We start from the raw sequence: 23,919 nt of genomic DNA, 5'->3' as shown, positions 1-23,919 counted from the left end.
ATTATGAAGAAATTATTCTTATTAAGTTCCCTGTTCGCAGGTCACGCCATGGCAGAAGACCTGGTTGATGTGCTGAATGTGGCACTGGAAAAAGACCCTCAATTGAGGGCCGCCAAATACAACCAGCAAGCCACCCTGGAAAACAAAAAACAGGCGTTGGCTAATTTTCTGCCTCAGGTCTCAGGCTCCTGGTCCAAATCAGAATCCGATTCCAAAACCACATACAGTGATGGCTCAGTCAATGACCCTGACACCTCTGAAAGTGACGGTTGGACAGTCAGCCTGAATCAGTCAGTTTACGACCACGCTAACTGGCTTGAATGGCGACAGGCGGATTTACAAAAAGGTAAGGGCCTGGCTGAATTGGATGCCGCAGAACAGGAATTCCTGATTCGCATGGCGCAAAGTTACTTTGATGTGCTGACCAACATTGATGCAGTAAAATTCGCAGAATCTGAAGAAAAAGCCATTCAACGTCAATTAGAACAAGCCGAGCAACGTTATGAAGTCGGTCTGGCTGCGATCACCGATGTGCACGAAGCACGGGCACAGTATGACGGCTCCAGGGCCAGTGTGATCAACGCGAAAAACCTGTTGGATGACAGTAAAGAAGCCTTGTACGAAATCACTCAACAGTACTATCAGAACCTGAACGCGCTGCCCGACAACATTGAACAAGTTATCCTGCCGGTGACTGAACGCGATGAATGGGAATCACTGGCACTGGCCAACAACCCTGATCTGGGGGTCGCTAAATTCGATGCGGAATTGGCTGAGTACACCATCAAAAGACAACAGTCTGGTCATTTCCCAACGGTAGATCTCTCCGCCCGTCTGGCAGAAGACAATTCCAAAGGCAGTACCTTCTTACAACCACAACCAGACGGTACGGTTGAACTGCGGGAGTTTCCAGACAGCACCCGTGATTCTAACTCGATCACACTGACAGTCAGTGTGCCGATCTTCTCTGGTGGCAGGACTTCGTCATTGACCAGACAATCAAGACTGCAATACAAAGCAGCCATGGAAAACCTCGACCGCACCACTTTTTCTACAGTGCGCAGCGTTCGTAATGCGTTGCATAATGTGGAAGCTGGCTGGAGTTCTGTACAGGCCAGGGCCCTGGCAGTGGTTTCGGCCAAAAGCGCTGAGGAAGCCACCGCAGCGGGTTTCGAAGTCGGTACACGGAACATTGTGGAAGTGTTGAATTCGCAACGCAGTTTGTACCAGGCTCAACGCGATTATTCACGCGCCAAACATGATTACCTGATGAATATCCTGCGCTTGAAGAGAGCAGCCGGCGTACTTGAACAAAACGACATCACAGCCATCAATGCCATGTTAACTGTTCAGTGATCGAGTTGCTCGATCACACCAAGCAGGTCAGCCATGTCCTCATCTGAGATATCGATGATTTGAAAACCCCCAAACGTCAGACCACTGGTTTGGGGGTCATTCCAGATACACTCAGCACCCACAGAAAAAACCCTTTTGGGCCTCAATGCCAATTCCAGGTTCAATTGAAAAATCATTCCTGCACTGTATTTTTCCCGACCCGCCAGCAAAAATCCACCCGCCGAAATATCAACCACTTTACCCAACAGCTTATTGTTGATTTGATTGACCACTGTTGAGCCCTCTGGTGGATTGACTCTTTTATACTCTCTTTTTTCAACCATGGGTTATTCCGTTGTAGTTATGCCGCAAGCTTTTTCAGTCGGTTGACTATTCGATTCAGTGCGTTTTTAAAGTACCCCCCTTCAGGCAATTGTACACGAATGATGTTTTTCCTGCACAGATCAATCGCCAGTCTGGCTAATTTCATTTTGTGTGGATGACGGCCAATCAGGTCAACAAACAAGACCCGGTCACTGACTGTACTGACCCAGCTTAACTTCCTTCTTTTGACGTCATTTTGTTGATTAATAATGAAATCGAATAACGTACCATAGGGCATATTGACCACCTGTGAACGCATCTCTTTTTCTTCGTCACTGAGCTCCCTGATGTCTTCGATTTTTTTATTGGCCGTCTCAATTTCTGCTGTTTTAACTGCTTCATCAATCGACAAAACTTTTTTCAGACTGGGTTTTTTCTCTTCTTTATTGAGTTCATCACTTTCCTGCCAGGACAAACACATGTGAATGTTGTCCTTGGTGGATAGGCGGTCACGCTTGGAAAAACCCAATTCATCCATGGTTTGATCCAATTGGTGCATGGCCTTGAGTTTATCCGGGCCTGACAACTTCATGAACTCCATTTTATTACCGATCTGAGCGATGGTTTTTGCTGAGTCAATCTTCTCATCCCACTGCTGGGAGTCCTTACCTTCTCTCAATAAAGTCAGGGTCAGGGAATCACGCCACACATGATCCACGATGTCGCGAATAAATTTAATGTCACAACCTTCGAGAATATCCTGTAAATGTTCATCCACCTGCGCTTTGGTGATGTCCATTTTTTCTTTGCCTTCAGCGGCACTGATCCACTTTTGTTCTGCCCTCTCAGCTCTGGTTTGCGTGACTTTGAGGTATTGCGTTAATTCCTCCAGCGCCTTAACAAATGATTGTGTGGAACCATCAAAAGACTTGGCCGCTGTGTCACTGTACTGATGTATTTTTTTTATGACATTGGTACCATGCCATTTTTGCGATGATTCAACCAGCAGTTCCATGAATTTCCTGGCTGGATGCCCATTGTCTGTGAAGAAACTCTCGTCTTTGATCGCAGTCCTTAACAAAGGCACGTTGATTGCGTTGAATGACGAGCGGATGTGGGTATCGATGGTTTTGTCGTTTTCTATTTCATCATATACCATACCCATCAGATCCAATGTCTTGTGCTGTCTTGGAGACAGCTCTGGATAGTAATTGCCGGTGTTGTTTCTGACCTGGTCAGTCAACATTTCCTTGAGGTTGCCAATGTTTTTGCTGGTGGCCACAACCCCAGTGTCCTGACCGATTTGCTCCAGTGCCTGGTCAATGTCAACATTGGCCACACTTTGTTGTGAGACCGCATCACTGTTCTGGCTGACTGCCGAACCTCTGGGCGGCGACAACAGATCGAATATAGACTCCACCAGTTGGCGGGCTTCCTGTTGCGTTTGTCCACTTTGCCCAGGGATACCAGCATAACCACTCTCGACGTTCCCCCCAGCGGATCCACCGGCAGGATACCCCGCTGAACCAGATTGATGAACAGCATGTCCACCAGCCTGACCTGGCAATGAACCTGGTTGGCCTGCCGCTCCTCCTGATGGGCCTGATCCACCACCCTGCACTTGGCCCGCGCCTGATTGTACGCTGGCTGATTGCTCATCAGTAGCCGTTTGATCAATCGCCTGATCCTGAGCAGCCTGGCCGTCCTGGCCACTGCTTTTGGGCCTGATCATTTCCGGTTTGATGTTTGGCAGTATCCCGGCTTTGATAAACACCGCATTGATTTCATGGTAGGCTTCATTGATATCATCGCTGAATTCCTTGACCAGGTTTTCGACAATCATGGTTTTTACCGGCACATCAAATTCAATTTGAGTGAACGCATGACTGAACAGCCAGACCACTGATGCCGGTGAAAAAGGCATGTTGGTCTTGTCAATTTTTTCATTCTCAAAAATCAGATTCATGCGTTTTTCGAGGGTGTACAGTTCCGCATGACTGACCACCTCAAGGGTTGAATCCAGCTGAGTCAAAGCCAAAGAGATGGACAGTTCTTCGTCCTCTACCAATGACAGTGACATTTTAGAATCTGATTTATTGACTTCTGCCGAGATGAAATCCGGCATTTCTTTGATTTTGGTGCGAATCAAACCAGAAAATTGTTTGGCACCATTTTTCAGTTGGCGGTATTGATTGAACAGCTCTTGTTCTTGCTGATTGGATGAGGCCACTTCGGCTTTGCTGAACAGCTTTTTCAGCGTCAGCTTCATGGCATCTTTCAGTCCCTGCTGCAGGTATTTGTCAAATATGACAATGGATTCTTTGAGGATTTGTTGTTTGTTCATTACCGCTTTTGATCACCCTTGTTAAACCACAAACCCTATATCAGGGCTTTCACGGCCTGTTGCTCTGATAATCATCAGGCCTTCACACTTTGTTGTTAAATTACATGATAAAGCACTGATTTGCAAGGACAACCACAACCAGCATCCTCTCTGGTTGTGGTTTCTGTCAGATAATGAAACTATTTGCCGAAAAATCCGCCAAGAATTCCACCACCTTTCTTCAAGACGTCAGCCAGATCAACATCGCCATCACCATCGCTGTCCAGGGCTTTTTCCAGAAAGCTGAGGTTGGGCTGTTCTTTCTTGATGGCTTTTCTTTCCTGTTTCAGCAGGTCCTGCAACCCAGACACACCTAAATTATTCTGTTGTTTGGCTTTGCCAACCGCACCCAATACCACGGGAGCCAGATTGGCCAGAATTTTAGTGACATCCTGACTGCCAAGACCCGTGGCTTTACCCAGTTGACTCGAGACATTGTTTTGTCGTCCACCAAGCACATGGCCGAGGATTTTTTCTCCCATTGATTGCGTTGAAGACTGTCCCAGCACAGCACCCAGATTATCCAGGATACCGCCCTGATGATCACGTTCCAACGCCCTGGCGAGTGATTCTGCGCCAGACTGTGAACGGCTGTTCTTTTGTAAAGCAGATAACAACATAGGTATAGCGACTGCAATGGCCTGTTGGGTGGCTGCCTGATTACCACCGACCTGTTTGCTGACTTGTTCAACCGCTGATTGTCCGATGTTGTTTTTGATGAGGTCCAGAATTCCTGGCATGATGTTGTCTCCTTAAAATGTATTTGATGACTATAAAATAGACCCAACTGTGTCGATGCACAAGAAATTATTTGTCAACAATCATTACAGCCCAAAAACTTCGGCCATTAAAAAAGGCGCCATGCGGCGCCTTCTCTTTATCGGGGGATAGTGGATTACTTACTTGGATATGTAGGCCAGTTCACACCCGCAAATTTCTCCAGACAACGCACCACCTGACAGGAATAGCCAAACTCATTGTCATACCAGCAATACAACACCACATGATTATTTTCAACAATGGTGGCCTGCGAATCAATCACACAGGCTTGTCTTGATCCGACAAAGTCAGTAGACACCGCTTCGGTGGAAATGGTGTAACCGATCTGTTGTTGTAACCGGGAGTGCAATGACTTGTAACGCAGAAACTCATTCAGCTCTTCCAGATTGGTGTCCTTACCCAACTGAATGTTGAGAATGGCCATCGACACATTCGGCGTAGGCACCCGGATCGCGTTACCGGTCAGCTTACCCGCCAACTCAGGAAGCACTTTGGCCACCGCCTTGGCGGCACCGGTTGAGGTCAACACCATGTTCAGCGCAGCGCTTCGGCCTCGTCGGTCTTTCTTGTGGTAGTTGTCAATCAGGTTTTGATCATTGGTGTAGGCATGAACAGTTTCAATATGACCATGCTGGATACCGAATTCTTCATTCAGGCATTTGAGTACCGGCACAATGGCATTGGTGGTACAGGATGCTGCACAAATAACGTCTTTATCAGGCGTTATCAAGTCATGATTGATGCCATATACAATATTGGGTATGTCACCTTGCGCAGGTGCTGTCAGCAGCACTTTTTTAGCTCCAGGCCGCAAATGTCCACGCAAGCCGGCTTCGTCTTTCCAGACACCGGTGTTGTCCACCACCAGGGCATTGTTGATGCCGTATTCAGTGTAGTCAATGTCTTCCGGAGAGTTGGCATAAATGACTTGCACCTCATTACCGTTGATCACCAGTTTATTCTGATCTTCAAGAACCCGGATGGTGCCATTGAATTTGCCATGCACTGAATCCTTGCGCAGCAAAGCAGCGCGTTTTTCCAGGTCATTGTCCGCATTACTTTTACGAATCACAATGGCGCGCAGCACCAAAACATCACCACCACCGGTTTTGTCAACCAGCAAGCGGGCAACCAGGCGACCAATTCGCCCAAAGCCATACAACACCACATCTTGTGGTTTATCCAGCGGTTTGGCATCTGAATCAATCAGGTGCGACAATTCCTTTTTGACATAGCCATCCACATCAGACTGCTTGATGTCATCGTAACTGTTGTTTTTGAAATACCGGTATACCATTTTACCCACATCAATGTGGGCTGGTCCCAGAGGCAACTCAGCAATGGCTTTGATGAACGGAAAGGTTTCATACTCACTCAATTCATTGGCTTCCACCTGCCGCACAAAACGATGCGCTTTCATCAGATCGGTGACTGATTGATTGATCATGCGCTTACCATACATGTACAACGACACATTGCGGCGGCGATACAACCGGCCAATCAATGGGATCATACCTTCAGCAAGTGCTTCACGTTCTTTCCAGTCAGCAAAAAATTCAGTTGGTAAGGGTCTGTTTTCTTCAGTCATGACGTCTCCGGCCTGGGGCCTATTCCGAATTAAGTAAGGAGTGCTTGATAATTGGGCGCATATTCTACCACTGAATGCGACAAACTGCACCGCTGGTGCCATGGAAAAATAGTTGTAAAAAAACCCTTCCGCTTTGGTTTTAATTGTATTAGAATGCGCGCTCGCTTGTTAAACGCGATGAACCACCACTGCGGAGCGGTAGTTCAGTTGGTTAGAATACCGGCCTGTCACGCCGGGGGTCGCGGGTTCGAGTCCCGTCCGCTCCGCCACATTCCTCTCTTTTCAAGCTTGTCTTCACCGCCAGTCCTCAGTAACATAGAGCCCTTTGACTGGACCTGAAACAATGCGCCTGATTACCCTGCTGTTATTGGCCCTGCTTGCCGGCTGCCAAAGCACCCAACAAACCAAATCCAGCCTGAGTGATCAAATCCTCAGTACCCAGGATCCCAAGCTGGTTACCAACCGCCCGGATGTCTATTCATTTTCAAATCATCGTCAGGTTAAAGCCACCCACATAGACCTCAATTTAAGCATCAGTTTCCGGCATCGCACCCTGGACGGTTACGTGCTCATTCATTATGATCGCATTGACCCGGATGCCAAACAGATCCATCTGGACATCAAAGACCTCAAAATCAAAAGGGCAGAAGCCAACAGCAACAGCAAGAACCCCAAACTGCTGTGGCGAACCGGACAAACCATTGAAGGCATGGGCACCGAACTCATCGTTGATCTGCCGGCAGACAACTCCGCCATCAAACTGTATTACCAAACCCAGCCAGCTGCCAGTGGTCTGCAGTGGCTGAAGCCCTCTCAAACAAGTGGCAAAAAACACCCCTACCTGTTTTCACAATCTCAGTCAATTCACGCCCGCAGCTGGATTCCCATGCAGGACACCCCTTCAGTGAGGGTCACTTATACCGCCAACATCGAAGTGAGCCCCGGATTGCGGGTGGTGATGAGTGCTGACAACAATGATCAGGAGGCAACTGAAGGTCAGTTTCAATTCGACATGCCTCAACCCATCCCTGTCTATCTGCTGGCCATTGCCGCCGGAGACATCCACCACAAAAAAATCAGTGAACATGTCACCATCTACAGCGAACCACAGTGGCTGGCTGCCGCGGCACACGAGTTTGCCGAAACAGAAGCCATGATCACAGCAACCGAAGCGTTGTACGGCCCTTATCTGTGGGGGCAATATGATTTATTGATCCTGCCACCCAGTTTTCCTTTTGGCGGCATGGAAAATCCCAAACTGTCGTTCATCACACCCACCGTAATCGCCGGCGACCGATCGCTGGACTCACTGATCGCTCATGAGTTGGCCCATTCCTGGTCTGGCAACCTGGTGACCAACGATTTGTGGGAAGACGCCTGGCTCAACGAAGGGTTTACTTCATACATTGAGTCAAGGATTGTTGAAGCTGTCCACGGGCGGCCACGTATGCGCATGGAAGCCACCCTGGCTTACCAAGCATTGCTGGATGAACTGACCGTTTTACCCCGGCCTTTTCAGTCATTGTTTGCCCAAGCCAAAACACCTGATCCGGATGACTACTTCAGCGCAGTCAGTTACGACAAGGGGCGGTTTTTTCTTGAGTGGATGGAACAACAGGTTGGCCGGCAGGCATTCGACACTTTCCTCAATGATTACTTCAGACAGTTTGCTTTTCAAAGCATCAACACCCAACAATTCATCAACCATTTAAAGTCCCGCTTACTGGCATTGCACCCTAACAAGCTCACCATCGATCAGGTTAATCAATGGCTGTTTGAACCCGGTATGCCGGCATTCTTCACGCCACCCGTCACCGAGCGGTTCAATGCCATTGATCGCTGGGTAAACCAATGGCTTTTACAACAAGTCAAACTGACCAACATACCCACAGAAAACTGGACCACCCAGGAATGGCTGCACTTTCTGCGGGCACTACCAGATCAACTCAGTTTGTCACAACTGCAACAACTGGATCAGGCGTTCAACTTAACCGCACGTCAGAACAGTGAGGTGGCTCACGATTGGTTGCTGATCAGTGTGCGCAACCATTATCAACCGGCTTACCCGCGACTGATTGAATACCTGGTCAGCATTGGCCGGGTAAAACTGATCAAACCCCTGTATGAAGCCCTGGTCGCAGATCCCGAACTACAGAACCTGGCCAGTCACATATACCACAAAGCCCGGCCCGGTTATCATCCCATCGCGACTGCACAACTGGATGCCTTGGTGCCACAGGAAAATGAACTGTCCACAGATTGACGTTCTGCCCACATAAAATTGGATAGCATGGGATTTATTTAGTGACCAAACCCATGCTATTCACCCGGCAAGACATCGACCGGCTAGACCGGATCAAAAGACTGAACATCATAAACTCCATCACTGGCATCAAACCGGCTAACCTCATTGGCACCCAGCTTGACAACCAAACCAACCTGGCCATTTTCAGTTCGCTGGTTCACCTGGGAAGTCATCCACCATTGCTGGGATTTGTGACCCGACCACCTGGTGATGTACCCAGACACACCCTGGAGAACATCCTTGCAACCGGGCATTACACCATCAATCATGTACCGGTCTCTCATGTCGAACAGGCCCATCAGACATCAGCCAAATACGACCGGGAACAATCTGAATTTGAAATTTGTGGGTTTGACAGTGAATACATCAACGATTTTCCCGCGCCATTCGTCGCTGAGGCCTGCGTACAGATAGGTATGAAATTATCCCAGATCATCCCCATTGAATTGAACCAGACCCGTCTGGTGGTAGGTCAGATAGAACTGATCAGACTGCCTGCTGACCTGATCAGTGAGGAGGGATACATTGACCTGACAAGCGCCAATACCGCCGGCATTTCCGGCTTAAACAGCTATTATCAACTGTCACACCAAAACACGTTTCCCTATGCCAGGCCGAAACCGCCTAAACAGTCATCATGACCCGCAATCGATCAGCAATGGGTGGTCGACGAATCCGGTGACCAGTGGCGGCGAAAATGGCATTGGTTAATGCCGGTGCCACCGGGGGCAATGGAATTTCACCAACACCCGTCGGTTCACCACCGTGGTTAACCACATGGACTTCCATTTATCGGGGAGACTGCGCCAGCATCATCAATGGGTAATCATGAAAATTGCTTTGTACCACCTGCCCTTACTCTACCGTAATTTGAAGGTTCAGCGCCGTGCTCAGGGCGTCAATGGTTCCTCCCTGCATCTGGGCTACTACACCTCGTGGGTTGACTGCAAATCCACAGTTAATCGCCACCACCACCCGGGCAATGCATAAACCACCCTGATCATCCACTGAAACCGCTATGGCATGAGCCGCATATCCACCAAAAGTAAAATAAGTGGCCAACCCCACTCCACGTCCCTTGCCACGTGGTTGCTGGTAATCAATTTTTTCAGCAACCAGGCGCAATAAATTCGCCAGACGCCCAGGATTAAATACCGGACCGCCGTGATTCGCATAGTTGATTTCCCTGGGCTCACCCATTAATTGAAGCTGAAACGCCAGGGAGTCCTGGCCACTTTCATGAGCCAGCTCATCAATGAAGCTTTGTACCACAAATCCATTGGCTGTGTGTGCCGGAGCCCGCCAGGACCCCCGGGGCAATCCCGATGAAGCTGGATGATATTCCATTTGCAGATGTGGCACGATGTTGGCAGGATAATCATCCGTATACAGTTCTGCTTTGCATAAGTCACCGTCAGGCATATTGGGTCGGCGATGATATTTACTGGCTGAAGCCAGCCGGTGCTTTCAGATTCATGGGGCCCTTTGTCCCAGACCACCCGCAAGGCTTACCTGCCCTGAATAGCTGCCCAGTAGGAATCGCATGGCTGGTTTTGATGTATCGATGGTCACCATTTGCTGACAGCAGCTGTTCAAGCGGATCATCAACATGTAAAATAAATCACCATTCAAACAACCAGCCATTCATGCTTGAACAAATCAGCCCTTTGTGGCCTGCCTTCAAAAAGGCCCGCGACCAGCAAATGCCTTTGGTGCTCGCCACCCTGGTCAGGGTTGATGGCTCAAGTTATAAAAAACCTGGTGCCATGATGCTCATTGAGGCCGATAAAACCACCCACGGTTTGCTCAGTGGGGGCTGCCTGGAAGCCGACATCGCTGAACATGCCGAATCATTGTTTGCCAATGGCGACGCCAAAATCCTGACTTATGACCTGAGTGATGATTCACTGTTTGGTCTTGGGGCCGGTTGTGATGGCACCATAGACATTCTGCTACAGGCATTGACCGATGACTATCAGCCGCTCGATGCCCTGAATCCGGAACCAGGCAGTGCCACTGACACCAGACTCAGGCTACTCACCCGATCCAGCTCTGCAGCACCTGTCGGGGCCTGGCAAATCAGCAACCACAATCACACAACTGCTTCACACAGCAATGCTGATTTCAGCAGCCCTGATGTGGTCAGTCTGGATTACCACAAACCGCCAGCGGTGCTGGTCATGGGCGCCGGATTTGATGCCATTCCTTTGTGCCAGCTGCTGTTGTTTCAGCACTGGCATACTTATTTACTGGACCATCGCAGCGGACGTCTGAATAACCAGGATCATGACCACAGACTAACCCTGCTGCACCACCAGTCAAATACTGCCCCACTACCAGGAATCGACTTTGATGCGGCCATCATCATGAGTCACAACCTCGATCAGGATGCCGCCTATCTGCAACTGGTGAATCAGCGCAAGACGCCATTCATTGGTTTACTGGGACCTGTGGCGCGCAGAGACAAGGTATTGAAACTGGCTGGTTTAACACTTACAGACTTACAGGGTCGCCTGCATGCACCCGTGGGACTGAGTCTGGGGGGCCGGTTACCGGAGAACATCGCGGTTTCTGTGGTGGCACAACTGCAGGCTGTTTTCTACCAGCCATGAGAATCAAGGGACTGGTTCTCGCGGCTGGCAGGTCATCCAGACTTGGACAACCCAAACAGTTACTGAAAACCGGCTCCATGACATTACTGGAACACATTGAACACAGGTTGCTGCCATTGTGTGATGAACTGTGGGTGGTATTGGGTTATCAACATGAAATCATGCAACAGCACATTCAACAAGCCAGTGTGATCGTCAATCCACATTGGCGCAAAGGCATGGGCCATTCATTGAAAACCGGTTTCAGGCAGATATCTGCAGATGCAGATGCCGTATTGGTTGCGTTGTGCGATCAGCCATACATTACCCAATCCCATTATCAATCCCTGATCAAAACTGCCCACCAACACCGGCAACACCTGATCAGCAGTACTTATGACGGCAAACCAGGCGTACCAGCTGTATTTACCCCACCACATTTTTCAGCCGTGCTGTCCATTGGAGATGAGCAGGGGGCACGTTCATTGTTGCGTCAGACTAATGAGCAGCACATCAGCATAAACTGCCCCCAGGGAAATCATGACATCGACACTGCTGATCAACTGAGCGGTTTATCATGAATGGATTGGATGAGCAAAGGTTGACAGCTTTCCGTCAGAACATCCATAATGATTCGATGTCCCATTCGAGAACCAGACGTGGCTGATTTTTTTGGCTATACATTGCTTGCTCAGGCCATCAGTACGATCATGCTCGGACTGCTGATGCTGCATTTTGCCAGGGAATACCAAAGAAAATATCTGTTTTATTGGTCCTACAGTTTCATCAGCCTGGCGATATACCTGAGTACCGTTTACATCAGTCTGGTCTTACTGGCAGACCTGGACATGACCACCTCTGTGTTGAAACTCAGCAACCTGCTCATCATGCTGACTGCCGGTTATTTACAAATTGCTTTTCTGGTGGTTGGTACCTTATCCCTGGTCAATGGCACACAAATCAGCAAACGAACCATCCTGTGGCTGTTTTTGAGTTGTTTGATCATTGCCCTGACCATCACCTTATATAAAAACTGGACTCCAACAGATGTCAATCTGCGCTACCTGACTCGTGTTGGCCTTCGATACCTGACCGCAGGCATAGCCTGTCTCTATACGGCCATTTACATCCTCAGAAAAGACCCCAATCCCTTATTTGGAAAAAAACTGGTAACCATTGGTTTTTTTGTCTATGGGTTCGAAATGGCATTTCTCGGTTGGCTGACTGTAGAGAACTACCTGTTTGACGGCAGCACATTGCTGCCCATTCTGGTGCCATACCACGGCTTGTTTGAATTGTTAATGTACCCGCTGATTGGCATCAGCCTGGTGATGTGGTTGCTTGATGTCGAACGGATGCGGGTTCAGCAATCATCTGAAAAACTCATGAACCTCAATCACACCGACGGACTGACCGGGCTGCCCAATCAGGCTGCCCTGCAAAAGCACCTGTCGGTCTGGAAACAAAATGCCCGCACCGGCGAGCGGTTAACACTGGCACTCATCGGTGTGGACAAAATGCAACGCATCAATGACGCTGAGGGCATCAAAAAAGGGGATGAACTGATGGTTCAGCTGGCCAAGCGTCTGGAGTTCCTTTGTACTGGCAGGTATCGCTTTTTTGGTCGCCTGCACAGTGATGTTTTTGTGGTCATTCTGAATGGTGGTGACAAAACCCAAACCAACAAAACCGAAAAGCTCAGACACTCACTGTCGCGGCCGTTCAAACAAGAAGGTAAAACTTACCACCTCGAAATGAGTGCCGGCATCACCAAAATATCCAACCAACTGAAAATCAGTTTTGTGCTGCACCAGGCCAATCAGGCATTGCAGGCCGCCAAACAGTCCGGTGGGAAAAAGTCAGTGCACTATCATGAAGGCATCAATGCCACCTTCAATCCTGACCTGACCCTGGAAAATGAAGTTCGTGTAGCCATCAAACTCAATCAACTGGAACTGTATTTTCAGCCCATTTGGTCCGCTCATAACCGCATCATATGCTTTGAATCTCTGGTCAGGTGGAACCACCCAGATCGAGGCTTGCTCAGACCTGATTCTTTTTTATTCATGATGCAGTCGCTGGGGATGATGATAGCGCTCGATCATTGGGTGATTCAGCAATCCATCAAACAGGTTCGCGCCTGGAAATACACCAATCCGGGTGCTGCCCGAATTACCATCAACGTTTCAGCAGAAACAATCCAAAACGGCGATGTGGTCAAATTCATCCAGGATTGTTTGACCCGGGAACAGGTGGACGCCGAAGCCATCACCCTGGAAGTGACTGAAAATACTGCCATGCATAACATTGAGAGTGGTCGCGATACACTGTCAAGATTACAGCAACTCGGTATTCAAATCGCCATTGACGACTTTGGCACTGGATATTCTTCCCTGAATTACCTGAAAACCTTTCCGGCTGATGTGATTAAGTTTGATCGTTCATTTGTCTCAGACAGTCGTAACCAGACCATCAATGAAGAAATCCTCAAAGCACTGATACCCCTGTGCCATCGCCTGGGTAAAAAAGTGGTGGTTGAAGGCATCGAAAACAAACAGCAGTTTGAGTTACTTAAAACCATGACTGTGAGCGGCTTTCAAGGGTATTACCTGAGTCATCCTGTGCATTCAGACGCGGCCAAAAAATTGTTGGTGATGAGCCGCAAAAGTCAAGTCGCCAAAGGCTGATTATTCAGCCATCGTCACACGATCTCTGAACCGGTGAACCAACAGCCAGGCAGCCAGCGACGTGAGTAAAAATCCAAGCAATATGGGCATGATGGTTTGCTCCAATTGTTGAGAAATCAATACCCCCAGCAAGGATGCCAGTAAGGCAGAAACCATACCAATCACCGAGGCCCCCATACCGGCATGTTCACTCAAGGGATACATGGCAATGGCCATCACATTCCCATAAATCAAGCCGATACAAATATTGATCAGTACCAGGCTGCTCAAAAACAACCACAGCGGTGGTAAGCCCTGAAAATACCACGCAACAAGGACAACCAGAAAATTACACATCACCATCACCGACAAGGCCACTCTGGTGATGGCCATGGCGCCAAAGCGCATCACCACCCTGGCATTGAGAAATGCCGCCACACCAAAAAACAAAGCCACCACACCAAAAATTAACGGGAAGTGTTCTTTGACCTGATACAAGCTGGCAAACAATTGTTCGGCGCTGTTCAGATAAGCCATAAACCCACTGAAGATGATACCACTGACCGCTGCAAAAGCCATGGACACCGGCTGCCTTATGACGGCACCAAATGTGAGTTTCAATTGAGCCAGACTGAACGGTTTTCGGTGCCGGTCAGCCAGGGTTTCCGGCAAGCGCCACCAGCTCCAGCACATTGCCAGCAATCCAAATCCCACATACACATACAGAATGTCACGCCAGCCTCCCAGCCATATGATCAATGAACCCAGAGATGGAGCCAGCACAGGAACCATGATGAAAATCATCATCACCAGCGAGGTTACCCGAGCCATTTCATTTCCAGAAAAAACATCTCGCGTGATGGCATTTACCATGATGCGGGCAGCCGCAGCACCGACACCCTGCAGGGCCCGGGCCAATAAAAATCCCAGGTAAGAATCAGCCACAATACACAACACAGATGCCAGAACATAAATCAATAAACCAAGCAGTAAAATGGGTTTACGGCCCAGGGTATCTGACAAGGGCCCGTAGATGATTTGTGCCAGTGCAAAACCCACCATGTAAGCAGTGATGATCCACTGTTGTTGATTGCCTTCTGTGAATCCGAATGAACGCAGAATATCAGGCATGGCCGGTAACTGCAAATCAATGGTCAGTGCACCAATGGAGGTAAACATGGCCAACAAGATTATCAGCTCCAGAGGATTGGTTCTGAGGTCTTCTCTGCTTTGTGTCATGATGTGCTGGCTGTCATGATTCAGAAATCAGTGGCCATTGACATGCAATTTTTGCCACGGTCCTTGGCCACAAACAAGGCTTTGTCTGCCTGAGACAGAGCCCGGTTCCACATCACCATACTGTCATCTTTGATGATACTCACCCCAACTGACACCGTTACATTGAACCGCTGCAACCCATGACGCACCTGCATGGCTGACACCTGTTCAAGCAGGAGATCTGCAAAACCGCCAGCATCAGATCGACTGATGTCCTGAGTGACCAGCAAAAACTCTTCACCCGCCCAACGGGCCAGAAAACGTTGATCGTTGAGCAAACCGGCCAGGCAGTTGGCCACCTGAACCAGGGTGGTGTCACCAGCTTCATGACCGTATTCGTCATTGATGGTTTTGAAATGATCAATGTCAATCAACCACAACATTCTTTTTTGAGGTTCTTTGGGCATGTGCTGGATTTTGAGCCAGGACATCATGCCCCGGCGGTTAGACATTCGGGTCAAAGTATCAAGCATGGATTGACGAACCAGCTGTCGCTTGCTGCGCAGGTGCCACAACCAGGACACCACCAGCACCAAACCCAAGGCGATGGCCAGCAACAGAATCAAAGACCTTTTATGAGCCGATTCAGCCAACGCCATTTCAGTCTGGGTATTACGGGTTTTTAATTCTGCCAATTCATTTTGTTGTTCAATGTCCCTCAGTCGGGCCTGCATTTGAGCCATCACGCGCTTATTGAAGCTGTCCTGAAAACGTTTTTCCAGGCGTTGAGCCACTTTACTGACATCCAGTGCCTGCTGGGGCATATTCAGGCTTTCGTAAAGGTCAGACAAAGTATTCAGCGGACTGTCGGCTGTGGTCAGCGCCGCTTCATTTTCTGGTCTGAGGTAAAAAGCAGCAGCTTCATCTGCCAATTCACTCAGTCCATCTGTAACCCCCTGTCTGGAACTGACCAATGCCTGAAACACCTTCACGGTATACGCAAAAACCGTTTGTTGGTTGTCCACCGGCAAGGTGTCATGGGTTTTACTGATGTATTCACCAGCCTGAGTGAGCTGACCCAGGGCGCCATATGCAGTTGCCAGACCCATATACACCTGCCCAATCCGTTGTTGGGGCCATTGTTCGGTGATCAGAGCTTCTGCCTGATGATAAATCTCCAGGGCTTCCTTAAATCGCTTTTGTCCACTGAGGGTAACAGCCAAATTAAAAAGCACCGGTGCGTGGTACCTGAAATCATCCAGTTGGTCCATTAGCCTGAGTGCTGCATAATAGTGTCCGATGGCGCTGTCATGCTCTCTGATTTCTGAATTAAGCACGCCCAGGTTGACCAACAATGGAATTTTTTCATCATTCAGGGATAATTGATGGGCTTTTTCCAGAGCCGCCTGATAGTTATCAGCAGCGCCTATGCGATTTCCGGTGCGGTGAAAAATGCTGCCTGCGCGCCGCAACAGGTTTACACTGGCTTTGGAATCATTGAGCCGAGCAGATAATCGTTCCAGCTGATAGGCCACAGCTTTGGCCATGTCTCCCTGCTCCAGAACAGCATAGGCCCAACCCTGACAAGACAAGAATCGACCATAACTCACCGGGTCACTGATCTGACTGATGGTATTTAACCATTGCTCAGCCAAAGATATGGCTCGCTCGGGATGATCATCTTCAAGCGACTGACATTGTTCAATCTGTTCATCCAATTCACTCAAACCGGGTTGTGCGAATGCCATTGAAAGGCACAACATGCCTGTCAACAAGATCAACTTCCAAGGTGGTTTTACATTGTTCATGGGTTTTCGTATTCTATCATTCATTGAACAGTTGAACAGTCACAGACACTGGCCATTTCAGCAAGTCACTCAGTGGGTTTAATCGGTTGACTTCTCAATGGAGCTGGCGTGATCTTTGATCACATACCACTGGCCTTCAACGCGTTGCAATACATAACTCACAATCATGCGGTTGACATATGGCTTTCCGTCACGCTCAGGTTCCCGATAAATTACCTCAACCACAGCCATTGCCATATCCCGCTTGACCAAGGTGTTCAAAATATGGGTTTCAAAAGTCCAGTCAGGTATGGCAAACCAGTTTTTGTGATAAGCCAGAAATGCATCCGTGCCTCCGATGATCTCAGACTGGGGCAAGATCAATTGCATTTGACCTGTCGGAGCAAGTGTCAGTTTGAGGACCTCAAGGTTTCGTTCACTGACGGCCTGCAGGTGTTGTTGCATCACGATGATCGCGGGATGGGTTGGCGCTGTTTTTTGTCCGCGGTGACAGGCACTGATCAACAACAACAAAATCATGACAATGGTTTGCTTCATCTCAACTTTCCTTACTGCCACAACAACCTGTGGTGGTCGGTTGCTTGCTTGGCCAAAACGGCAGCAGTGCCAGCAACAGCAAAACAAGCACACTCAGCACTTCAACCCACCCCGGCAAAATGTTGTGAGCATGTTCGGTTGAAATGGAGATTTGTGTGCCACTGAAAAAGACATTAACCAACAGTCCGAGTAGCAGAGCGCAGCTGATGATGCCGGCCAGATACAACCACATGGTACGAGATCCCATGTGATCCCTGATCACCCCCAAAGTTGCCATATTGGTAGCCGGCCCGGCCAGCAAAAACACCAACACAGCACCTGGAGAGATACCCGCCATCAGAAAGCTCGCCGCAATTGGGGTTGAGCCAGTGGCACACACGTACATGGGAATGCCTACGAACAACATCAGGATCATCACCACCCAACTGTCACCCCACTGAATCAACCAGTCATGAGGCACGAAGGCCTCGATCAATGCGGCCAGTAAGATGCCGACAATCAACCACTTCAATATGCTTTGATATAAATCAGTCAGGGCATACCAGACTCCGGACCGGGCCTTCTCAAACCATGACTGTGCTGGTTTAATGTCATTCGGTTTCTCATCTGCAGCACAACAATTGTTGTCAGATCGACTGGCCACCGTTTGTGTCTGGTCATCTCCAAACAACAACACCAGAAGTCCCGTTACAATGGCTGATATCAAAGCCGCTACAGGACGGATGATTGCCATCACCGGGCCCATCATGGCATAGGTTACACTGATGGAATCAACTCCGGTTTCGGGCGTGGCCACCAAAAATGAACTGGTGGCTGGCTTGGAGGCCCCGGCTTGCCTGAGGCCCATTGCTGCGGGTATCACGCCACAGGAGCACAACGGTAAGGGCATACCAAGCACCGCTGCTTTGATGACTGATGACATACCAGGTCGGGTCAAATGGCGTTGTAAAAACGCCTGTGGCACCAAGCTTTTAAATAACCCGCCAATGATCAGGCCCAACAGCAACCAGGGTGCTGCTTCCAGAGACAGCTCCCATACAGCACTCAAATATTGAATCATTTCATTCATCATTGTGTTTTATGTCGACCTGTTCATTATACGCCTTTTATCTCAACTTAACCGGACAATAGGCCGATCACGCAGATCACAGATGATCGGCTTTCAGATCAGCAAAATCAAACCAACCCGCCAATCCACACCATGCAATCAATGCAGGGGGGGGGGGGTCATTCCAATGGAATATGCTTGGTTTGGGTACACAGCAGGATGAGCCCAAGGATTCAGACTGAATCAATTGTGTTAAAGCCAAAAAAGCACCACCGCCAATAGCACCGGAATCACCACGCCCGACATGGCAAACAGATAGGCCAGACGCAACAGTCGGTATTTTCGCCTGAGCACCTGTCCCAACTGGTAGATGTCCTTCATCAGCAGATCTCTGGCGGCTTCATTACTGGTCAAAACCCGTTTAAGATACTCCAGAAATTCAGTTTCTGAAAATTGGGTAAACAAACCAAAAAACAACGGATTGCTGATCTCATTGATGCTTGTCGATGGCCGGTTGATCACATTTTTGGGAATCAGCACCATCACAGTCAGCACCAACGGAATCAATTGCAGAACCATGAACACCATCAAGGGCAGCAGCTCGCTGCTGTTGGTATCTGTTAAGGACAGAAAACGCGTCATGACCACAGAACACACCAAAACCAGTGTGCCGATCAGTATGTTGGCCTTTTGATCAGCCATCAAATTCAATTGTGTTTGGTTTTGATGTGCGGTACGCAATGTCTGAATGACATCGTGATTGGGTTTGACGACTGGTTGATTTTTGGTGCTCATAAACGGCCACTGTGTCTCTTATGAACAGTATAGCACCTATGCTCAAACCCATCAGAAGGCAAGTGGTGCCAGCCTGTTGACTGGCACCACAGCATCATCAGTACATCAGAAGTCGACGTTCAACTTAGCAAAGTAAAAGCCACCATTGATGCCAAATGGCAAGGTCTCCCAACCATACACAAAACCCAACTGAGGGAATGGAAAACCGTCTGCCTCATCCCATTTGTCAGGGTATTCATCAAAGATATTGGTACCACCGACAGTCAGCTTAACTTGCTCATTGAAGGCATAGCTCACTGACAAATCTGTCAGCCATTTACCACCCCATTCCTGACGAATACCGGTAAAACCCTGCCCTGCCACAGAACCAAAATAATTGAACCTCAGGTTGGTTGACCAGTTGTTGTAATCATGGGTAAAACTCAACAACGCAGACTCACCTGGTTGCCCTTCTTCAATCAGAACTCTTTGGGTTTCATCAAAAATCTGACCTGGCTCAAGCACACTGCTGGAAGAACGCACGGTTGAAACATCGGTGTCATTGAAATGCAGTGCACCCACCACATTCAGTAACGATCCGTTATCAAACTCGGTGTTGAAGGTACCCACAATATCCAGACCGGTGGTCTCGGTATCGATGGCATTGGTAAAGAATTGTGCTTGTCCGACATTCAGGGGTCTGAGCAGCACTGCAATGGGGCACACCGCGGCATCAAAACAGTTTTCACTGCCGGCTTCGGGGTTGATACTGGTAGAGAATACGATGCGGTCATCGATATCAATGCGATACAGATCAGCCGTCAGGGTGAACTGGTCATTGACCTCAAAAACCAGCCCCAGGCTCGCATTGACCGAGGTCTCCTCTTCAAGATCAGGAACGCCAAAAGCCCGGGCCACATCACTGCCTTGTCTGGCGGTAATGGTTTCGGTCAACACTCCGTCGGCATTCAGGTTGGTAGAAACCTGTGAATAAAATGCCTGTTGCACACTGGGTGCCCTGAAGCCAGTGGACACCGTACCCCTGAGGGAAACCCGATCACTGACGGTGAGCAATCCAGATAATTTACCGGTGAAACTGTTGCCAAAATCTGAATAGTCCTCAGCCCTCAACGCCAGGCCCATCATGAAGTTATCCGTCAGGTTGCTTTCAAAATCGGCATACACACCTATCGAATCACGCCCATCATCCACTTCTGTGGCGGGAGTGAATCCAGGAAAACCCTGGATCCCCGCCGCGGCTATGCCACCATTCTGATTGAGGATCACCAAGCTGGGGTCATTGTTGGGACCGTAAGCATACGACACCAGGTCTCCGCGAACGATTTCATAATTTTCATCTCTGTATTCAAGACCGTAAGATGCATAAACCGGCGACCCCCAGGATGTGTCATAGGATCCCCGAACATCGAAATTCAAGGTACGTTGATCATATTTCAGGGTGCCGTCCTGGGCACCAGTGGGAGAACCAGGGCCGAATGACACATTCCAGGAATTGGCGGTCCGGAAGGTGAATCGGTTGTGACCCAGACCGGCATTCAAGTCCCAACTCCAGCGATCATTAAAGTCACTGCGTAGACCCACATTCAATGATCGGTCATTGACATTGGTAATCAGGGTGGGTAAAAACCCATCGGGATACAAGGCTGGTGAGGTGCGGTCATCGCCAGCGGATCGGAAAAAGCCTGATGAATTACCTTCACGGTCAGACCCACCTCCAAAAAAATACAATTCAGCGCTGCCTACCGGCACTTCACCATTGAACCATAAGTAAACATTCTCTGAATCGGCATCGCCAATTCGCTGGGTAACCCTCGGCGGATCAACCCGCAGAGAGTCTACTCCTGCCCGGTTGGTTTCACCTCGGTCCCGGTATTCCAGTGACAAATTGATGAAACCATCTTCTCCGAGATCGAATCCGGTGTTCAGACCACCCATCAATACTTCACCATCACCTTCATAATGCTGGCCAGCCTGTAAGCTTATGCTGGTCAGGTTGGTTTGTTGCTTGAGGATGATGTTGATCACCCCGGAAATGGCATCCGAACCGTATTGTGCCGCTGCACCATCACGCAGAATTTCAATGCGATCAATGGCGGTTACCGGAATGGCATTGATGTCGGTACCTGCAGATCCCCTGGCAATGGTTTGTTGTACATTCACCAATGCCTGTTGATGGCGACGTTTGCCGTTAACCAGGACCAACACCTGATCAGGACCCAGACCCCTGAGGGTGGCCGGGCGAATGATGTCGGTGCCATCACTGATGGTGGTCGATGAAAAATTAAATGACGGGGCCAGTAACTGTAGAATTTTCCCCACTTCAGTGGCGCCGCTGTTGGTGATTTCCTCACTGGTGATGATGTCTACCGGTGCCGCTGTCTCGGTGATGGTCCGCCCGGACACGCGTGTCCCCACTGAAACAATGTTACCCAGATCTTCAACTTCATCGGACGACTGGGCGTGAATCTGTGGTGTTGCTGAAATGGATAAAATGGTGGCAACTGCTGCTGCCAGTGCTTGTTTTTTCATGATATACCCTCTGAGTTTTATTTATAATTTAGCCGTCTAAATACAACAGCGTACACAAAGTATATAAACCACCAGTCATGAATACAAGGTTAAAAAAATCTATTTTATTGCAAACCGAACGGACAAATCAGCAGCATAATCAGGCTTCCTGAACAATCACCACATCTTCATAAAACCGGATGCCATGTTGAGCACAGAGGGTTTTGATTTGCCCAATAGAAATATCCTTCAGCTTCACCGGCTCACCGGTTTTCATGAGCAGCACCGGAAAAGTCTGACCTTCTTCAGACCAGACCTCCACTTTTTCGATGTCATGCCAGGGATAATTCACCACTGATCGATTGATCTGGGAATAGGCGGCAAAGCCAAATGGGGTGATGAAAGTTTTGGGGTTCTTGTTGGGAAAAAAACGCATCTTAATCAAATTAAAGATCAACAGCACCGGTATCAGAATCACCATCAACAATAATATGGGGATCAGGATGATCAGCAGCAACACAAACACCAGCCAACTCAGTGGATGACGGCCATTGGGCATATTGCTCAGAATGAATTGACTCATTTTCATGTTATTTTTCCGGCACCAAGCATGGCTTTGGTTTCCAAAAACTCCTCAAAACCCTGAGGACCCCGCTCCCGGCCGTTGCCGGAATGCTTGTAACCACCAAATGGTGCAGTGCGATCCATTTGAGCTCCATTGAGGTGTATCATACCGGCACGTATTTGCCGGGCAATGTCAGCAACTTTTTGCGGGTCCGCGCCGGAAACGTATCCAGACAAACCGTATTCCGTGTCGTTGGCCAGTGCCACCGCCTGGGCTTCGTTGTCATAGGGGATCAGACACAATACCGGACCAAAGATTTCCTGTCGGGCAATGGCCATGTCATTGTTTACTGATGTGAAAGCCGTTGGTTTCACATAATAGCCGGTTTCAAGACCCCCGGGTTTGCCTGGACCACCAGTGATCAGTTCTGCACCTTCATCAATCCCCTGCTGAATGAGCTTCTGGATGCGATCCCACTGGGTTTTTGAAACCACTGGTCCGGCGAAGGTGTTGTCTGCAACTGGGTCACCGACCTGTAAATGTTCCATGGTTTGCTTGACCACTGCCGTGGCTTCATGCAAACGATCAACCGGAACCAGCATACGCGATGGTGCATTACAGTTCTGTCCTGAATTCACACACATGGTTTTCACCCCACCGGCCACGGCCTTGGCAAAGCGCTCTTCGGAAAGGTCTCCCAAAATGATGTTGGGAGATTTACCGCCCAATTCCTGGGTCACCCGTTTGATGGAAGGTGCCGCGTCTTTAGCCACAGCAATACCAGCCCGGGTAGAACCGGTGAATGACACCAATTGAATGTCTGGATGTGCAGAGATCGCTGAACCCACTGTGGGGCCATCGCCATTGATCATGTTTACCACCCCTTCCGGCACCCCCGCCGCATCCAGCACTTCCATCAGCAGATAAGCAGAAAAAGGTGCCACTTCAGACGGTTTCCATACCGTGGTACAGCCGGTTGCCAGTGCAGGTGCCAGTTTGCAACCGATCTGATTGACCGGCCAATTCCAGGGGGTGATAAAACCACATACGCCAATCGGTTCTCTGGTAATCAATGCGGTGTCCTGCTGAAACTCAAACTCAAATTCTTCCAGCACCGTGATCGCCGATTTAAAATGCAGGTAACCGGAGGCAGCCTGGTTGGATTCACTCAGCCATTTGGGCGCACCCATTTCTTCGGTGATGGCTGCGGCGATGTCGGCTGAACGTTTTTTGTATTCTGCAGCCACGGCTTTGAGCAGATCCAACCGTTCTTCACGACTGGTTCGAGCATAGCTTTGAAAGGCTTTGGCAGCAGCGTTCACCGCCAGATCAACGTCTTCAGATGTGCCCAAAGATATTCTTCCGGCCAGTTGTTCAGTGGCAGGATTGATGACATCGAGTGTGTCCCTGCCTTCGGGCAACACCCATTTTCCATTGAGGTAAAAACCAAGATAATCTCTCATTGCGG

At 49.1% G+C, this 23,919-nt stretch carries 20 protein-coding genes and 1 tRNA gene; 7 read left to right on the top strand and 14 right to left on the bottom strand.

Annotated features, from left to right (window positions below):
* Positions 1 to 3: 3 nt before the first annotated feature.
* Positions 4 to 1,356: a TolC family outer membrane protein gene (locus B0475_RS01555; protein ID WP_077409649.1), complete on the top strand. Its 1,353-nt coding sequence runs from the start codon at positions 4 to 6 to the stop codon at positions 1,354 to 1,356.
* Here the strand turns inward: B0475_RS01555 and B0475_RS01550 are convergent.
* From B0475_RS01550 to B0475_RS01535, 4 genes are all read right to left on the bottom strand, one after another.
* Positions 1,350 to 1,679: a PilZ domain-containing protein gene (locus tag B0475_RS01550; RefSeq protein WP_077409648.1), complete on the bottom strand. Its 330-nt coding sequence runs from the start codon at positions 1,677 to 1,679 to the stop codon at positions 1,350 to 1,352. The genes B0475_RS01555 and B0475_RS01550 overlap by 7 nt on opposite strands.
* Positions 1,680 to 1,696: 17 nt before the next feature.
* Positions 1,697 to 4,003, bottom strand: a complete 2,307-nt coding sequence (locus tag B0475_RS01545; protein ID WP_077409647.1) for a DUF1631 family protein — start codon at positions 4,001 to 4,003, stop codon at positions 1,697 to 1,699.
* A 179-nt stretch (positions 4,004 to 4,182) separates the two neighbouring features.
* Positions 4,183 to 4,782: a DUF937 domain-containing protein gene (locus B0475_RS01540; protein WP_077409646.1), complete on the bottom strand. Its 600-nt coding sequence runs from the start codon at positions 4,780 to 4,782 to the stop codon at positions 4,183 to 4,185.
* Between the two features lie 155 nt (positions 4,783 to 4,937).
* Positions 4,938 to 6,410: a glyceraldehyde-3-phosphate dehydrogenase gene (locus B0475_RS01535; protein WP_077409645.1), complete on the bottom strand. Its 1,473-nt coding sequence runs from the start codon at positions 6,408 to 6,410 to the stop codon at positions 4,938 to 4,940.
* A 192-nt stretch (positions 6,411 to 6,602) separates the two neighbouring features.
* On the opposite strand from B0475_RS01535, the gene B0475_RS01530 reads away from it, so the two are divergent.
* The 3 genes from B0475_RS01530 (at position 6,603) to B0475_RS01520 (ending at position 9,356) form a co-directional block, all read left to right on the top strand.
* Positions 6,603 to 6,679, top strand: a tRNA-Asp gene (locus B0475_RS01530).
* A gap of 74 nt (positions 6,680 to 6,753) precedes the next feature.
* Positions 6,754 to 8,673: a M1 family metallopeptidase gene (locus tag B0475_RS01525; protein ID WP_077409644.1), complete on the top strand. Its 1,920-nt coding sequence runs from the start codon at positions 6,754 to 6,756 to the stop codon at positions 8,671 to 8,673.
* Positions 8,674 to 8,714: 41 nt separating this feature from the next.
* Entirely contained in the window at positions 8,715 to 9,356 is a 642-nt protein-coding gene (locus B0475_RS01520; RefSeq protein ID WP_232781822.1) for a flavin reductase family protein, read from the top strand.
* Here the strand turns inward: B0475_RS01520 and B0475_RS17585 are convergent.
* On the bottom strand, positions 9,340 to 9,504 hold the full coding sequence (locus B0475_RS17585; RefSeq protein WP_157892618.1) for a hypothetical protein: 165 nt from the start codon (positions 9,502 to 9,504) through the stop codon (positions 9,340 to 9,342). The genes B0475_RS01520 and B0475_RS17585 overlap by 17 nt on opposite strands.
* A 66-nt stretch (positions 9,505 to 9,570) precedes the next feature.
* The gene (locus tag B0475_RS01515; RefSeq protein ID WP_109862320.1) at positions 9,571 to 10,137 is read right to left on the bottom strand and encodes a molybdopterin cofactor-binding domain-containing protein; all 567 of its coding nucleotides are present in this window, start codon (positions 10,135 to 10,137) and stop codon (positions 9,571 to 9,573) included.
* A gap of 224 nt (positions 10,138 to 10,361) precedes the next feature.
* On the opposite strand from B0475_RS01515, the gene B0475_RS01510 reads away from it, so the two are divergent.
* The 3 genes from B0475_RS01510 (at position 10,362) to B0475_RS01500 (ending at position 13,993) form a co-directional block, all read left to right on the top strand.
* Positions 10,362 to 11,327: an XdhC family protein gene (locus tag B0475_RS01510; protein WP_198538065.1), complete on the top strand. Its 966-nt coding sequence runs from the start codon at positions 10,362 to 10,364 to the stop codon at positions 11,325 to 11,327.
* Positions 11,324 to 11,887 (top strand): nucleotidyltransferase family protein, encoded by a 564-nt coding sequence (locus B0475_RS01505; protein ID WP_077409640.1) that lies wholly within the window; start codon positions 11,324 to 11,326, stop codon positions 11,885 to 11,887. Before B0475_RS01510 ends, B0475_RS01505 begins: the two co-directional genes overlap by 4 nt.
* 78 nt (positions 11,888 to 11,965) lie before the next feature.
* Positions 11,966 to 13,993 (top strand): putative bifunctional diguanylate cyclase/phosphodiesterase, encoded by a 2,028-nt coding sequence (locus B0475_RS01500; protein WP_198538064.1) that lies wholly within the window; start codon positions 11,966 to 11,968, stop codon positions 13,991 to 13,993.
* On the opposite strand, the gene B0475_RS01495 is transcribed toward B0475_RS01500, so the two are convergent.
* The 8 genes from B0475_RS01495 to B0475_RS01460 all read right to left on the bottom strand — a co-directional run bounded on the left by B0475_RS01495 (position 13,994) and on the right by B0475_RS01460 (position 23,914).
* Positions 13,994 to 15,211, bottom strand: a complete 1,218-nt coding sequence (locus B0475_RS01495) for a multidrug effflux MFS transporter (protein ID WP_077409638.1) — start codon at positions 15,209 to 15,211, stop codon at positions 13,994 to 13,996. It abuts the gene before it with no gap.
* Positions 15,212 to 15,231: 20 nt separating this feature from the next.
* On the bottom strand, positions 15,232 to 16,938 hold the full coding sequence (locus B0475_RS01490) for a GGDEF domain-containing protein (RefSeq protein WP_198538063.1): 1,707 nt from the start codon (positions 16,936 to 16,938) through the stop codon (positions 15,232 to 15,234).
* Between the two features lie 138 nt (positions 16,939 to 17,076).
* A complete protein-coding gene (locus B0475_RS01485) occupies positions 17,077 to 17,535 on the bottom strand; it encodes a YybH family protein (protein WP_077409636.1) in 459 nt (152 codons plus the stop codon).
* Between the two features lies 1 nt (position 17,536).
* Positions 17,537 to 18,595, bottom strand: coding sequence for an SO_0444 family Cu/Zn efflux transporter (locus tag B0475_RS01480; RefSeq protein ID WP_109862332.1), 1,059 nt, complete (start codon positions 18,593 to 18,595; stop codon positions 17,537 to 17,539).
* A gap of 240 nt (positions 18,596 to 18,835) precedes the next feature.
* Positions 18,836 to 19,378, bottom strand: coding sequence for a Pycsar system effector family protein (locus B0475_RS01475; protein WP_077409635.1), 543 nt, complete (start codon positions 19,376 to 19,378; stop codon positions 18,836 to 18,838).
* Positions 19,379 to 19,483: 105 nt separating this feature from the next.
* Complete coding sequence (locus tag B0475_RS01470) at positions 19,484 to 21,907, bottom strand: TonB-dependent receptor plug domain-containing protein (RefSeq protein WP_077409634.1); 2,424 nt, start codon at positions 21,905 to 21,907, stop codon at positions 19,484 to 19,486.
* A 139-nt stretch (positions 21,908 to 22,046) separates the two neighbouring features.
* Positions 22,047 to 22,475, bottom strand: coding sequence for a hypothetical protein (locus tag B0475_RS01465; RefSeq protein WP_157892607.1), 429 nt, complete (start codon positions 22,473 to 22,475; stop codon positions 22,047 to 22,049).
* Entirely contained in the window at positions 22,472 to 23,914 is a 1,443-nt protein-coding gene (locus B0475_RS01460) for an aldehyde dehydrogenase family protein (protein WP_077409632.1), read from the bottom strand. The genes B0475_RS01465 and B0475_RS01460 overlap by 4 nt, the downstream gene beginning before the upstream one ends.
* Between the last annotated feature and the right edge of the window lie 5 nt (positions 23,915 to 23,919).

It is taken from the genome of Marinicella sediminis, assembly GCF_002000055.1.
Lineage (GTDB): Bacteria > Pseudomonadota > Gammaproteobacteria > Xanthomonadales > Marinicellaceae > Marinicella > Marinicella sediminis.
The sequence above is the reverse complement of the archived record's forward strand: the minus strand, read 5'-3'. Positions and strand labels throughout refer to the sequence as shown.

Coding starts and splice junctions, on each gene's coding strand:
- B0475_RS01555 (WP_077409649.1), top strand. CDS start 4: ATGAAGAAATTATTCTTATTAAGTTCCCTGTTCGCAGGTCACGCCATG.
- B0475_RS01550 (WP_077409648.1), bottom strand. CDS start 1,679: ATGGTTGAAAAAAGAGAGTATAAAAGAGTCAATCCACCAGAGGGCTCA.
- B0475_RS01545 (WP_077409647.1), bottom strand. CDS start 4,003: ATGAACAAACAACAAATCCTCAAAGAATCCATTGTCATATTTGACAAA.
- B0475_RS01540 (WP_077409646.1), bottom strand. CDS start 4,782: ATGCCAGGAATTCTGGACCTCATCAAAAACAACATCGGACAATCAGCG.
- B0475_RS01535 (WP_077409645.1), bottom strand. CDS start 6,410: ATGACTGAAGAAAACAGACCCTTACCAACTGAATTTTTTGCTGACTGG.
- B0475_RS01525 (WP_077409644.1), top strand. CDS start 6,754: ATGCGCCTGATTACCCTGCTGTTATTGGCCCTGCTTGCCGGCTGCCAA.
- B0475_RS17585 (WP_157892618.1), bottom strand. CDS start 9,504: ATGGAAGTCCATGTGGTTAACCACGGTGGTGAACCGACGGGTGTTGGT.
- B0475_RS01515 (WP_109862320.1), bottom strand. CDS start 10,137: ATGCCTGACGGTGACTTATGCAAAGCAGAACTGTATACGGATGATTAT.
- B0475_RS01510 (WP_198538065.1), top strand. CDS start 10,362: ATGCTTGAACAAATCAGCCCTTTGTGGCCTGCCTTCAAAAAGGCCCGC.
- B0475_RS01505 (WP_077409640.1), top strand. CDS start 11,324: ATGAGAATCAAGGGACTGGTTCTCGCGGCTGGCAGGTCATCCAGACTT.
- B0475_RS01495 (WP_077409638.1), bottom strand. CDS start 15,211: ATGACACAAAGCAGAGAAGACCTCAGAACCAATCCTCTGGAGCTGATA.
- B0475_RS01490 (WP_198538063.1), bottom strand. CDS start 16,938: ATGGCATTCGCACAACCCGGTTTGAGTGAATTGGATGAACAGATTGAA.
- B0475_RS01485 (WP_077409636.1), bottom strand. CDS start 17,535: ATGAAGCAAACCATTGTCATGATTTTGTTGTTGTTGATCAGTGCCTGT.
- B0475_RS01480 (WP_109862332.1), bottom strand. CDS start 18,595: ATGATTCAATATTTGAGTGCTGTATGGGAGCTGTCTCTGGAAGCAGCA.
- B0475_RS01475 (WP_077409635.1), bottom strand. CDS start 19,378: ATGAGCACCAAAAATCAACCAGTCGTCAAACCCAATCACGATGTCATT.
- B0475_RS01470 (WP_077409634.1), bottom strand. CDS start 21,907: ATGAAAAAACAAGCACTGGCAGCAGCAGTTGCCACCATTTTATCCATT.
- B0475_RS01465 (WP_157892607.1), bottom strand. CDS start 22,475: ATGAAAATGAGTCAATTCATTCTGAGCAATATGCCCAATGGCCGTCAT.
- B0475_RS01460 (WP_077409632.1), bottom strand. CDS start 23,914: ATGAGAGATTATCTTGGTTTTTACCTCAATGGAAAATGGGTGTTGCCC.